Source organism: Oceaniferula spumae, assembly GCF_042849255.1.
GTDB lineage: Bacteria > Verrucomicrobiota > Verrucomicrobiia > Verrucomicrobiales > Akkermansiaceae > Oceaniferula > Oceaniferula spumae.
Window position 1 is genome coordinate 576,825 of record NZ_AP026866.1, and the last position, 12,986, is coordinate 589,810.

Genomic DNA, 12,986 nt, shown 5'->3' on the forward strand with positions numbered 1-12,986 from the left:
ACTTACGAAAAACGATGGCTACCTACGAAAAAGAACGACTAGGAGCCTAATGGCAGGAGTTCGTTGTAGCGCTCTACTGCCAGTGTTTTCCCCGTTTCCTCATCCACGTCCACGATCACACCACAGAGGCGCACTTGGCCTTTGGCCACGGGAAATCGAGTAGGCATACCTGTCTTAAAACGCCAAACAACCGACTCCACATTGCGCCCGAGCACGGAGACGTCAGGCCCGCACATACCGGCGTCGGTTAGGTGCGCGGTGCCTTTGGGAAGGATTTTCTCATCCGCAGTCTGAACGTGGGTGTGGGTGCCGGCGACGGCGGAGACTTTACCATCGAGATGCCAGCCCATGGCGATCGACTCACTGGTGGTCTCTGCATGGAAATCAACAAAGATGACTTGCACCCCCTCTTCTTCACGGAGCCGTGCAGCCTCGTCCTCAACCCTTGTGAAGGGGTTTTCCAGTGGCGGGTTCATGAAGGTTCGGCCTTGGGCATTGATCACGCCCACCTTGCCTTTGGCTGTTTCCAAAACGACGCTGCCATTTCCTGGGGTTCCATCCGCGTAGTTGAGTGGACGTAAAAGTCGGGGTTCGTTCGGAAGATAGTCGACTATTTCCTTCTGATCCCATATATGATCACCGGAGGTGAGCACGGCGATGCCGCAGCGCAGTAGATCGATGGAAATTTTCGGAGTGATGCCCCGCCCTGCGGCGGAATTTTCACCATTCGCGATGATAAAATCGATCTCCCGCTCACGTTTCAATGATGGAACACGACCAATCACCGCCTTGCGGCCCGGCTCACCTACGATATCTCCTAAAAACAAAATGCGAATCACGCGTCGAGTGAATCACACCCGACGCCCCCCGCCAACTCTTATCACTACCCCACCTGATGTCTCAGAAATCTCATCTTAGCCCGATCGTTGTCATACTTTGCCTATTGCTGGTTGCGGCTGGAACCTACATTTTTACAACTCGGCATCATACGCCGACTGCACCGCCAGAATCACCTGAAGGCAAACAATCTAACACGGCTCCAGCGGAAAAACAGACCACCGAAGACCTGGAGCCGCTGCAGCCAAGCCGCGATACCACGCTGGCAGACCTAGGCACGCGTCCGGACTGGACCGCTCTCGACCTCTGGCAGGACACCATCACCCGGGAGGATTTTGTTCATCTTCTGACCAACGTCTACACAGTTGACGATACATGGAAGCGGTATATCACAATCAACGCTGACCACGCGATCATTCGTACAGACACCCGTGTCCAAGATGCCACTTATCGATTAAACTTCTCTCACGAACTCAGTGCCGCATCACCTGATAGAAACTGGAATAGTGCCGGTGATTTGCCTCCGGGGAATAAAAACAAACCTCTTGCCGGAGTCCACATCGCCATCGATCCCGGCCATATCGGTGGCGAGTTTGCTAAGATGGAAGAACGCTGGTTCAAGATAGGAGACAAACCACCGGTGATGGAGGGCAACATGACTCTGCTAACCGCTCAGATCATCAAAAAACAGCTACGCAAACTCGGAGCTAAGGTTTACCTGATACGCAAAGCCAACGAACCTGTCAGCCTGCGTCGACCAGCCGATTACCACAAGGAAGCTGTCGCCAAAGCTCGCTCGCTCGGGATCCTTGATGATGCAAAAATCAAAGACCTCGAAGAGAAGTTATTTTATCGCACAGGCGAAATCCGCGAACGTGCCAGACGTGTAAACCTCGCCTTCCGCCCCGACGTCGTATTAGCACTGCACTTCAACGCCGAATCTTGGGCTGATCCTTCCAACCCAACGCTGACGGAGAACAATCACTACCACGTGCTCTTACACGGAGCTCTCACTAGCGATGAACTTGCTCACGACGACGAGCGTTTCGAGATGTTGGTCAAAATTCTGACCCGTTCTCACGATGAGGAAAAACCGATCGGTGCCTACATCGCCCAGGGTTTTGCGCAATTCACCGGCCTGCCCGCCTATCGCTACAGCCCGATCCCCCAACGTGCCGTTGAAATCAAAATCAAAGGCGTAGAGGGTTTATGGGCTCGAAATCTGTTAGCCAACCGTCTCTATCAATGCCCTGTGATCTATCTTGAGCCTTATGTGATGAACAATCAGGAGGTATTTGATCGTGTCCAGTTAGGTGACTATGAAGGCACCAAGTTGATTAACGGAGTGGAGAGAAAATCCATCTTCCGTGAATATGCCGAATCGGTAACGGAGGCACTCAATGCCTACTACCTTGATCACCGAATTATTCGTGAGTGAGATCTCATTCTCGTCTCATACGATAGAATACCTGACTCGGAGTTTCAGTAATCGGATATTGCCTGGTGGCTAGCTGTCCTGTGCCTGGAATAGATGTCTCAACATCTTGCCAACTCACAGAGGTAAGCAGGCTCGATTTCTCAATCTTGTAGCTTAGTCCCAGCTTGGTTGCGAAGGTTAGTTCGATTTCCGCGATGCTCGTCTTTCGAATCGCCACTGATCGATCTGGCGTTATTTCATCAGAGAGTGGGCTGGTATGAAAATACACTTCGGCACCATCAAAGTATCCATCGTTATCCGTATCGGGATTCGTAGGTGAAGTCCCATGAATTTCTATTTCGTGATGGTCGTAAAGTCCGTCACCATCGCTGTCCGTTGGAACCACTACAGTCAGAGTATGAGTAGCATGGGCTGCTCTACCCTGCTCGTCCCACACGACTAGCGCTATGGTGTGGGTTCCAGGGGAGCTATACGTCATCACCGAGTTCTCTGCGGTAACAGGCAGACCTGAATCAAGATCCCAGAGCACATCTGTGGCTGCATCCAGTCCGTCGTCTGTGTAGATCATCGAAAAATGGGCTGTTTCCCCCACCCCTACCGTATTCGGTCCAGAAACCTGTACCGTCGGTTTCGCATTAGCAGTAAACCCGGTATTGCTCGGAACGTTGTTATTGCCATTGCCGCTGACAGTATTGCCATGCCATTCGATGTTAGGCATGCCAGCGTAATTCTGAATCACACTTCCACCATTGTTAGTGATGGTATTATTGACAAAACTCAACTGATCGATGCCTGCTGTTTTGAGGTGTCCGAAGAGAGCAATGGCGTTTTGATCATTGTCCGTGATTGAGTTGCCGTCGAAAACAAGCTGTCTGATTCCAGCTCCGTTATTCGCTGCGTTGAAACGGATGCCTACCGTAGGAGCGTCGTATAAGTTGGGCAGTTCACTGTCAGCTTCACTAAATGTATTCTGGTAAAAATACAGCTGTCGAACGACTCCACCATCGTCCTGAAGTTGGGCTCCCCAGGTTTCTGAATCGGTGAACGTATTTCTTGCGATATAGGTCTTCGTTTTTTCGGCGTTTCCAGACAGAGACAAACCGATATGATGACCGACACCGATCATGTTTCCGGTAAAAACATTGCCAGTTCCCCCGGCCATTTCCAAACCTATCAACTGAAGGGAGCCGTCTGCCGCAATTACGGTATTTCGCCTAACAGCCACGAAATCGGAACGGTCAATGCTCAACCAATGGTCGATGACATTGTCTTCGACGATGGTTCTATCAGAATCACCCCAGACTTCGATTCCTAGGCCTGGTCCGGTCTGGCCGCTTCTGATGACTGTATTATTGCGGATGATCGTGTCTGTGGCTCCATTCAGTAAAATACCGCCCCTGCCGACGTGATCAATCAAGTTCCCCCGGACAATATTACCAGAGCACCCAGCTGCCAGCCTGATCCCTGCTCCCCACGTCGAGGCTACGCCAATGTTGACAAACTCATTGTCTTCAAAAATGGAATCCCTCACTGAACCGGAGCAGTAAATTCCGTGCGGACCGAATCCAGAGCCGTCGGTTAAATTACTGACACGTATTCCGTGAATGTAATGACCTTTCGTGCCGGATGCTTCTATTCCCTGCGTCGCCAACGAAGTCCCTAATCCGTCTAGGGTGAATCCTGTTAGTTCAACTCCGTCCAACCCAGAAGACTGAATACGGATCATAGGCTTTGGACTTGTTCCCATGAATTCGACCTTGGTGAGGTCACGGCCGGCACCGACAACGGCAATACCTGCCTTGGGAACGATCGAGTTACTTATCTGGAAATCCCCGGCAGGAATGAGCACACGGTCACCAGGCACAGCATCCGCAATAGCCGCATGAATGGCCGCCAGATCGTCTCCTCCACCAGAAACAGCACCGTAGTCAGTGATGTTGTAGTCGATCGCGTGCACGATCTTAGCCCCAATAATAAGGGCTAGAAAACCGAGTGGACATTGCAAGTAGCGAAAAGTCATTGCACATACTGTTCGCTAAAAATGTTCTGAAGTTACAAATTATTTCACTCCACACACACCCTAACACTTTCACCAGGAGGCACTTCGATGGTATACCGTTGCTGATTGAGCTTTTGACCATCATCGCTGAACTGCCCAGCATAGACTACGCCCTTAGCTTGTAGATGAATCTGAGCAAACATAATCAAATCCTCATATTGATCTGCCATCATTCTCGCGCGCAATCCCATGATTCTGACCTCACCCTGATGTAGATCTGAGTAGAAAGCACAGCTGACTCGCTCCGCGCCCATTTCCTCCAATGTTTGGGCTAATCCAGTATCGATACGACATATGATATATGCAAAAGGCACCTCAAATAGTCGGCATAAGGCACAGGCATACGCCACGGCGGCGGTAGGTTTGAAATCAATATATTCGACACCATGGCTCAACTCGAAAAAGCGGGTGTAACCGTGGCGTTTTACGTAGTCCGTGAGCTGGGCCGCGGCATGATTTCTGATGAACTTCTCACGCCGGAGCCAATTCAGGTGAGATTGATGGTCGTCGGGAATTGTTCCGAAATAGCGCAATTGCATTACCTGATTCTGACCACCTTCACGATGGGCCACCAGGTAGTAGCTTTGCCAATCATGTGAATGGTGCTGATTTTCCCAGGAAACAATCCGATGTTGTGGCACGCCTTGCTCTTGATACTGCTTTCTCCGATTCTTTTGGAAGTATTTTAAATATCCAGCTGGCATGGTATCGCCATCGATAGTTTCAAGTCCACCATGGCTTCCTAGAACTGGGCAAAGCGAGGAGATCGACAACGAGTTAACATCACGAAGGGGCATCTTCTTAAAAAGTTGGGGGTTGAGAGGGTTTGCAGGGAAACCGGTCGAGATAAGTTATGCCTATTACGACCGGTCCCCTGCTTCACACACATATCCATGAGGGGGCTCATGGAGCGAACGTTTGACGGTTCATACAACTGTTCGCAATTTCTAGGCCAGCGTTACACAGAAATGTGCTTTTTTTCATTTTTCGAGAAAATCTCCCGTCTTTGGGGTGCAAACATCCTAGAACAGCTACCAAATATCATTCCTCGAACGCCAATACCGTGCGAAAGCCATACCAAGGTTTTCTCGAATCTTTTGCTTCTTTCTGACGATATGACGAAAGCAACTCTAGTTTGGCAGGGACGGCAGTTTTCACGATTGTATCGACAACTTGTTGATCATCGCCCTCGAGGTCTTTCAATCGAGGACCGCGAGCTAACAGTCTAATTGAGCCACCTCTCAATGTGCCATAATCGCTATCTCCCAACTCATAGGCATCGGCGACCCACTCTTTGGCACCTCCTGCCATGCCTTGAATACCGAACTGGTTTTTGACGCCTAAGTTTGCCGCGCGACTGCGTCTCCTCCATTCATTTTCGTATTCGGGCATAAGATCTCTGTAAAGTTTGGCTGTGACTTTATACCATTTCTCTTGATAGGCCGCATAAGCGTCTTCAGTGACTTTGACTAGATCCTCGTGACTCAAGCGCCCCTCAAAAATGAACATGGGACGATAATATTTTGCAACTGGGGCTGCCAAAAACTCCAGTTTCCCATTGCCAAGAATTCCTGCCACTTGTCCCCCTTCAAAATTGCTAGACTCCTTGGCAAAGTTCTGGCGGGCATACCTTTCGCCTGCTAGGCAATATGCTTGTTTGGCCGAATCCCAGTGGATGCAGGTCCAAACTTTCAGAATATTTTGCTGCCCCCAGTCAGCTTGCAACACAAAATCAATGAATTCCTGATCCGACCAATCGGGAACGTTCCAACCAATTGTTCCAATCAGAGCCGCCGCATGATGCCCCATGCACTCACCTAGAAGAACCACCGTTTTGTTTTTCCAGTAACGCACCACGGCAGTGTCCGTAGCCATGATCATCGCATTGCCCAGCTGTTGGGGAATTTGGACAAAATCCCATGAAGTTTTTTCGACCTTCTCACGCCATGGCCGTTGATATAAACGATGGGTTACCTGAACGATTTTTTCTTGGAGCTCTGGGCGCATTGGTCCGGACAGCCAACCATGCGCAAAACAAATGCTCTCCACAATGTCGAAGGCCTCAGACTGATCCAGTTCCATGGTCATATTCTCAGGAGGTGGCCACTCTAGTCCCCAAGGATAATCGTTCTTAATTTGTCCTGACCGCTGCTTGGGACTGTCGCCCTGCTCGGAATACAGACCGACTGCGCAGCTCCATTCCCAATCAGTTGGTAAGCGATAGTTCATTGTTGGGGCAATGAGACCTGCTGCTCGCTCTTTTTCAGTAAGCCATTCGCAGAACGCGTTGGCGTCTTGCCACGATATATTGAGTGCTGGGTGACCACCGGGTTCATTGAATGTTGGGCCTTCCCAGTCGTATCCAGTTTCTTCAATGAACTGATCCCAGTCGTCCCAACGTGTCTCCCACTGACTGAAAAGCACCGAGGTTCCTCGAACTGGAAGAAACGACATCTCCAGACTGTTAGAATACGGTTGACTAGCATTTGGCAACACAACCTCCGCCTGCTGAGCTACTCCTTCTCCTTTCGGTGATTCACTATTTCTGATGAATGCTGCGGTGGCTAGAGCACTGACCGCAACTAATGCAGCAACCAGTCCCAATTTCATCCATTTTCCAGACTGCTTTTTGTCGACCCTTACAGAGGAAACGGTGATGGCGTCTCTCACATCGATCGCTTGCTGATACCGGTCCTCAGGATTCTTCGAAAGCAATCGCATTACCACCGCATCTAACTGCCCATCCGATTTCGTGATCGCACTAGGTGGGTTGAAATGCCCCAAGGGAAGACTGCCAGTCAGCATCTGATAGTAGATGACTCCCAGAGCATAAATATCTGTCCGATGGTCCACTGGATCGCCGCAGGATTGCTCCGGCGACATATATCCTGGCGTGCCTAAGACCTCGCCTTGCATCGTGAGCGTGAAGTCAGGAGGGGCCGATTGAGTTTCGTCTCTGAGCATTTTCGCGAGTCCGAAATCTGCCACTTTCACGCATCCTTGGTCGTCGAGAATAATATTACCGGGCTTGATGTCGCGGTGCACGAAGCCCATCCGGTGTGCATAATGCAAGGCATCACAAACCTGGAGCACGATGTCGCGAGCGTGGTCTGAATCGACACGCCCCTCTTTCATTAAAACCGAAAGATCCGCTCCTTCGACGTATTCCATGACGTAGTATAGATGGCCATCATCGGTGCGTCCGAAATCGTAGACATGGACGATGTTAGGATGATGCAGGCGAGCCATAGCCCGAGCTTCCTGCATAAACCTTTCTCCAAAGTCCGGCCGAGAGTCGGCAGACACAGGCAGTAGTTTGAGAGCGCAGACACGCTGCAAATCCTCATGAACCACTTTATAAACGGCCCCCATACCGCCTCTGCCGATTAGCGACTCCACTCGATAGCCGTTCACGCTATCAATTTCCGGAGCCTCCCAGTCAGAATTGTCAGCCTGCGTTTCCAGGGATTTCAATACCCGCTGTAGCATTTTAGCTGGATTCACCCCTTTTCCGTCTTCGGTGGGTGATATCTGATCGTCTGACTTCGGCTGGTTCGGGGGGGGCATGATTCCATTTGAAGTTAATTCATCTCGTTACCTATCGCACTGAGCAAGTATCTCAGCTCTTGTTGCACATCATCAGGGTCTTTGGTAGGTAGAGTTTCCGTCACTTCAGTCACCAGAATTTTGCGAAACTGCTGACGTAAGCGGAAAACGGCCACCTTCACGGCTCCGGCTGACATACCAAGTTGATCTGCGATATTTCCGTAATCATCCTGAGACTGGCTATCGTCATTCCACTCCAAAAAGCTTTTTAATCCATCGAATTTTTCGACGAGCCCACGTTCTGCATATTGGCTCCGCAACTTGTCAAAACAACGAGAGATCATCAATAAAGCCCACTGCCGATCATACCATGCTTCGGAAGAAACATTATTGCCGTCTTCTGGTAACCAAATTTCCTGTTGGCAGTTCTCAAATGAGATCAGCTGTTTTCCACTGCCTCTTTTCGCGGCATAGTGTTTGCGCCATTCGCTAGACATGTAACGCTCTAACATCGTCAGCAAAAAGGTCCGCAACTTCCCTTTTTTAGCGTCGACACTTTTGAGCCACTCCCCAGACAGCAAGGCAGCGAAGAATCCCTGCACCAGATCTTTGGCGTCTTCTTCAGCCAGGCCTTTGCGCCTGGAGAAAGCATAGAGTGGTGGCCAGTAATTCGAGCAGATGACATCCAATGCGTCTCGTGCTTCCGCTTCAGAACCACCGCACATCCTTCCCACCAAAGTCCATTGTGTGGTATTGAATTGTGCATTATCGTAAGCCCCACGCATATAATGGCATACTACATCAAATTCAGGCACCCCAACAAGATAAAACCCCTGTTTACAATGCTCCCCGTAACCGACTTAAAAGAAGTTAGATACGAAGAATCAACGAAATATTTCTCGCTACTCTCCGCCAAATAACTGCTGGATTTGATCGAGATACTTTTCCGTAACATCATCTCCTCCAGGTCGTAATGCCTCGCGTTGCAACGCATCGCTAAGTTCACGATATTGTTTAAAATCCCCACCCACTTCATTGGATTGAGTGATGTAAAACCAGTCGAGGTAATCTCGCACCCGCTTGCCAGCTTCCTGAAGTTTCATCCGAATGTCCGTGAGTTTTTCCAGGCGGACAGAGATGTCCTTGTCCTTACCGGTGATCACATCTCTCAAAATCATTTCATACTCGCTTAACAGCGGTCGGTAACTCGGGAAGCAGCGGTAACTGAGCCGCTCAAGTTCAGCCCGTGCTCCGGCTACGGCGGTGAACCGTTCTGCGGGCTCGAGCTTGAGGATATCTTTGTATCCGTCAATGCCGACCGTGGTCACAGATTTCTTATCATCGCGGTATCTAAGTTTGAGAATACTCTCGAGCCGCTTGTCGGTCTCTGCGATCGAATAGACCTCAGTCATGTGGGAAGTTCCGAGTTCGGCCATTTCCAGATCCACCCATTTCTCGAGACTGTTTCGGGATTTATTCATCCCTGGAAAATGCTTCCTCATCAGGTTTTCTACCTCGCCTTTGAATGTGGCGACATCGGCGAGATACTTGCCCATGCTGGGTCGACCGTCGGGCTGCCGTAATAACGCGCTCACCAATGCTCCGGAAATGGCGCGGAATGCCAGAGGCTGTCGTCCCTCGAGATCACGCCATTCGGACTCAGAAGCATCAAACACCTCCTGGAGTGGCAGGATTTTAAAATACGATTGATCTGTCTGGTAAATTTTCTTGTCGGCCTCCCCCTTTTTGATGGCGAGGGCTTCTAACATGCCCACAACAAGCCACGGTTTGACGATCACTCGCTCGCCTTCTGCGACTTTCTGACCGTCGCCCAAGCCTCGTTCATAGAGGAAAAGCTCCATCAAATGATAGCGCAGCAGATCATGGTCAACGCCTTTGGCCAAATGGATGTGCAAGCGTAGCTGATGATGCCCCTGAATTTCAACAATCTCACTAACAACACTGCGCTTTCGTTCCTCCTCCCCTACTTTTCCGTAGAGGCGAATGATGATCGGGAGCTTTTGTCTGCGCCCAGCCTCCCCTGTGATCTTGTTGAGTTCGACTCGCAGGTTCTCTGCGATCGATGCGATACCTCCGCGAATCACCTGGCGGCTACCAACAACAGCGATTTTACCAAAGTGTGTCTCGCCCTCTTTTTCAACTCTACCGTCGTCAGGTACCAAGGGACCGCTCGGTTGGGCTGGCTGGACAGGATTTTTTTTGGGTTCGACCGGATCATCCAACCTAGGCTCACTCTCTTCAGCCGTCGCGCTGGGCGCGACAGCTAACAGCCACAGAATGATGCACGTTTTCTTCATTTCTCACGCTCCTCGGGGCGGCGAGGATCCAGTGTGATTTTTCCGTCCTCCACCTTGATATCGTAGATTTTCAGCTGGCCGCCTTCATCTTTATAAAGTTTCAACTCCTCGGAGAGTTCGTCTGCCAGATTACTGAATGCGGGCATGATCAATCGGGCAAATCCACCGGGAGCTTTGACCTGACCAATGTGTGAGGCATGACGACTGATACTGAAGCCGTTCTTTGCTCGGTCAAAGCGCATGAACAGCGAGGTCATATGCACTTGATTTTGAGGAAGTTCACGCTCGATGATGATTTCCATTTCATCCTGTTTGAAATCCACCCAGACATTTCGGGCGGTGACAAATGGTGCCAAATGTCCGTCCTGTTTCAAAGCCAGGCGTTTGCTCAGCCAAGCGTTAATTTCCTCTTCACGGAGTGTCACTGGGTAGCCGGCTTTAATAGCGCTAGCCAGGCGTGCTTTCAGAAGTGGTGCTTTGATCGATCTGCCCTCGCGAATTTCTGTGCGACCTGCAATCCGACTAGTATCGTATGCTTGGATCGCAGGGAAAATTTTCATCCCCCCGATGTTTGCGTCGATCACTTGCTGATTAAATTCAGCTGGTTTGCCCGCGGGCTGCCAGATGAAGAAAACGTGCAGCCCGAAATAGGCCAACAGGAGTGTCAGGACCAACAGAGTCAGTCTCTTCAAGCATCCTGCCTTTTGCTTCGGTAGTTCTTCTTTGCTCTCTTCTTTCTTTTTCGCCATAGCTTCCCTGTGGATTATCAAATCAAATAGACCATGGGAAGCACGGATTCCTGCCAGAGAGCGATCGTCTGTGCCACGCAGACAAGGAAACCACTTGCATGCCACCGAACAACCATCAAGAATCAATGCAACCTTTACGCTGTTGCTTGGTTTCATTGCTATGTTCATGACCAGCACCGCCAACAAGCAGCTGCAAACCGTCGCCTATATGTCCGATTCAAGCGTTTCGCCCACTGATACATCATCGGACAACGATATCGACGTCGCACTGATGCTTCGCGTAGGCAAACGAGATGAGCAGGCTTTTGAAGAACTCATCCATAGGCACCAGAGTGCCGTGATTGGCACCGTGGCCAAGATGTTGGGAAATGCCTCCGAGGCCGAGGACATAGCACAGCAGGTGTTTATCCGGCTCTGGAAAAGCGCCCCTCGCTACACACCCAAAGCGAAGTTCACCACCTTCATGTTCACCATCGCGCGGAATCTGGTTTTCAATGAAAGCCGCCGTAAGAGCAGGAAAAAAGAATACTCGATGGATGAACGCGAGAGCGAGTTTCACCTCCAGACACCGGACTCACAGACAGCCTCCCCCGATGAGGGAATGCTCCAGAACGAGCTTCAGGCCGCGGTCGACAAGGCAATCCATGATCTGCCAGAAAAACAACGCATGGCCGTCATCCTCCGTCGTTACGAGAATATGCCATACGATGAAATCGGCCGGGTGCTCGAGCTTTCTGTGCCAGCTGTGAAAAGCCAGCTGTTCCGCGCCCGGAATGCACTGCGTGATTCGCTGCAGTCGTATCTGGACGAATAGTCGACTTCTTCACTTCCCTGTTTGCAAGTTCCGAGGAATGGCATAATATCCATTTATGTCACGCTCACTAACAGCACTCTGCCTATCGATCGCCCTCAGTGGATTACCCGTAGTTCACGCTAAAGTCGGCACTGAATTATTAGCCGAAGGTTTTAAACAACCAGTCTGGGCGGAATCACCCAAAGGTGAAAAGGATCACCTCTGGGTGGTGGAAAAAGCGGGCATCATCAAGCTTCTCAACGTCAAGAGCGGCGATAAATCAACATTCCTCGACATCTCCGATCTGATCAAAATCAAGATGAACGAGCAGGGACTGTTAGGGCTCGCCTTTGACAAGGACTACCTAACCAACGGACGGTTCTACGTTTATTACACCAACGTCAAAGGAGACACCGAGATCTGTCGCTTCACAGCCCATGGCGAAGGCAAACGAGAGTGTAAGGCCTCGACACGAGAGCAGCTACTGACCTTCAAACAGGATTTTCGCAATCACAATGGTGGCTGGATCGGTTTCGGCCCTGATGGTTTCCTTTACATTGGCACGGGCGACGGTGGAGCCGCCAACGATCCCAAAAAATACGCTCAAAACCTGTCATCTCATCTCGGCAAACTGCTAAGGATCGATGTCTCCCCGGAAAAAGGATACAAAATACCAAACGACAACCCTTTCAAATCAACAGCCAAAGCCAAACCTGAAATCTACGCCTACGGTCTACGCAATCCATGGCGCTGTTCTTGGGACAGTAAGACCGGTGACTTTTACATTGGTGACGTTGGCCAGAATCACTGGGAAGAAGTCAATTTCATGCCTGCTGGTAAAGGCAGCGGAGCCAACTACGGCTGGCGTATGCGCGAGGGTAACGTTGAAACGCCTAAAAAAGGTGTCGGCGGCGACAAGCCCAAGAATGCCATCGATCCCGTCTACGTTTACAAACATGGCGGAGGCAAAGACGAAGGAGTCTCAGTGACCGGCGGTTATGTCTACCGCGGGCCTATTCAATCGCTCCAGGGCAAGTATTTCTTTGCCGACTACGCCAATCCGCGTATTTGGTCCTTTGAAATGAAGAATGGTAAAATGCAGAATTTCGAAGATTGGACTGATCAATTCAAACCCGACTCCGGAAGCATCTCTGCCATCGCTTCGTTCGGGCAAGATCATGAAGGAAACCTACTCATCGTTTCTCACGGTGGAAAAATCTATCAGGTGGTCGATCAATAATAGACT

10 protein-coding genes are annotated in these 12,986 nt (G+C 50.4%); 3 read left to right on the forward strand and 7 right to left on the reverse strand.

Annotated elements, in window-relative coordinates:
* Positions 1-38: 38 nt before the first annotated feature.
* Positions 39-839, reverse strand: a complete 801-nt coding sequence (locus tag ACSPJT_RS02525) for a TIGR00282 family metallophosphoesterase (RefSeq protein ID WP_435894798.1) — start codon at positions 837-839, stop codon at positions 39-41.
* Between the two features lie 56 nt (positions 840-895).
* On the opposite strand from ACSPJT_RS02525, the gene ACSPJT_RS02530 reads away from it, so the two are divergent.
* Positions 896-2,275, forward strand: a complete 1,380-nt coding sequence (locus ACSPJT_RS02530; RefSeq protein ID WP_435894799.1) for a hypothetical protein — start codon at positions 896-898, stop codon at positions 2,273-2,275.
* 4 nt (positions 2,276-2,279) lie between these two features.
* Here the strand turns inward: ACSPJT_RS02530 and ACSPJT_RS02535 are convergent, their stop codons facing one another.
* The 6 genes from ACSPJT_RS02535 to ACSPJT_RS02560 form a co-directional block, all read right to left on the reverse strand.
* A complete protein-coding gene (locus ACSPJT_RS02535) occupies positions 2,280-4,295 on the reverse strand; it encodes a right-handed parallel beta-helix repeat-containing protein (RefSeq protein WP_435894800.1) in 2,016 nt (671 codons plus the stop codon).
* Between the two features lie 44 nt (positions 4,296-4,339).
* The gene (locus tag ACSPJT_RS02540; RefSeq protein ID WP_435894801.1) at positions 4,340-5,131 is read right to left on the reverse strand and encodes a hypothetical protein; all 792 of its coding nucleotides are present in this window, start codon (positions 5,129-5,131) and stop codon (positions 4,340-4,342) included.
* Between the two features lie 244 nt (positions 5,132-5,375).
* A complete protein-coding gene (locus tag ACSPJT_RS02545; RefSeq protein ID WP_435894802.1) occupies positions 5,376-7,901 on the reverse strand; it encodes a protein kinase domain-containing protein in 2,526 nt (841 codons plus the stop codon).
* Positions 7,902-7,915: 14 nt separating this feature from the next.
* A complete protein-coding gene (locus tag ACSPJT_RS02550; protein ID WP_435894803.1) occupies positions 7,916-8,665 on the reverse strand; it encodes an RNA polymerase sigma factor in 750 nt (249 codons plus the stop codon).
* A 117-nt stretch (positions 8,666-8,782) separates the two neighbouring features.
* Positions 8,783-10,198 (reverse strand): hypothetical protein, encoded by a 1,416-nt coding sequence (locus ACSPJT_RS02555; protein WP_435894804.1) that lies wholly within the window; start codon positions 10,196-10,198, stop codon positions 8,783-8,785.
* The gene (locus ACSPJT_RS02560) at positions 10,195-10,947 is read right to left on the reverse strand and encodes a hypothetical protein (RefSeq protein ID WP_435894805.1); all 753 of its coding nucleotides are present in this window, start codon (positions 10,945-10,947) and stop codon (positions 10,195-10,197) included. The genes ACSPJT_RS02555 and ACSPJT_RS02560 overlap by 4 nt, the downstream gene beginning before the upstream one ends.
* Positions 10,948-11,113: 166 nt before the next feature.
* Between ACSPJT_RS02560 and ACSPJT_RS02565 the strand changes: the two genes are divergently transcribed.
* A complete protein-coding gene (locus ACSPJT_RS02565) occupies positions 11,114-11,761 on the forward strand; it encodes an RNA polymerase sigma factor (protein WP_435894806.1) in 648 nt (215 codons plus the stop codon).
* 55 nt (positions 11,762-11,816) lie between these two features.
* Complete coding sequence (locus ACSPJT_RS02570; protein WP_435894807.1) at positions 11,817-12,980, forward strand: PQQ-dependent sugar dehydrogenase; 1,164 nt, start codon at positions 11,817-11,819, stop codon at positions 12,978-12,980.
* The last annotated feature ends 6 nt before the right edge of the window (positions 12,981-12,986 follow it).

Bases quoted from the DNA above. Each gene is read 5' to 3' on its own strand.
- ACSPJT_RS02530 (WP_435894799.1), top strand. From the start codon at position 896: ATGTCTCAGAAATCTCATCTTAGCCCGATCGTTGTCATACTTTGCCTA.
- ACSPJT_RS02535 (WP_435894800.1), bottom strand. From the start codon at position 4,295: ATGACTTTTCGCTACTTGCAATGTCCACTCGGTTTTCTAGCCCTTATT.
- ACSPJT_RS02540 (WP_435894801.1), bottom strand. From the start codon at position 5,131: ATGCCCCTTCGTGATGTTAACTCGTTGTCGATCTCCTCGCTTTGCCCA.
- ACSPJT_RS02545 (WP_435894802.1), bottom strand. From the start codon at position 7,901: ATGCCCCCCCCGAACCAGCCGAAGTCAGACGATCAGATATCACCCACC.
- ACSPJT_RS02550 (WP_435894803.1), bottom strand. From the start codon at position 8,665: ATGCGTGGGGCTTACGATAATGCACAATTCAATACCACACAATGGACT.
- ACSPJT_RS02555 (WP_435894804.1), bottom strand. From the start codon at position 10,198: ATGAAGAAAACGTGCATCATTCTGTGGCTGTTAGCTGTCGCGCCCAGC.
- ACSPJT_RS02560 (WP_435894805.1), bottom strand. From the start codon at position 10,947: ATGGCGAAAAAGAAAGAAGAGAGCAAAGAAGAACTACCGAAGCAAAAG.
- ACSPJT_RS02565 (WP_435894806.1), top strand. From the start codon at position 11,114: ATGACCAGCACCGCCAACAAGCAGCTGCAAACCGTCGCCTATATGTCC.
- ACSPJT_RS02570 (WP_435894807.1), top strand. From the start codon at position 11,817: ATGTCACGCTCACTAACAGCACTCTGCCTATCGATCGCCCTCAGTGGA.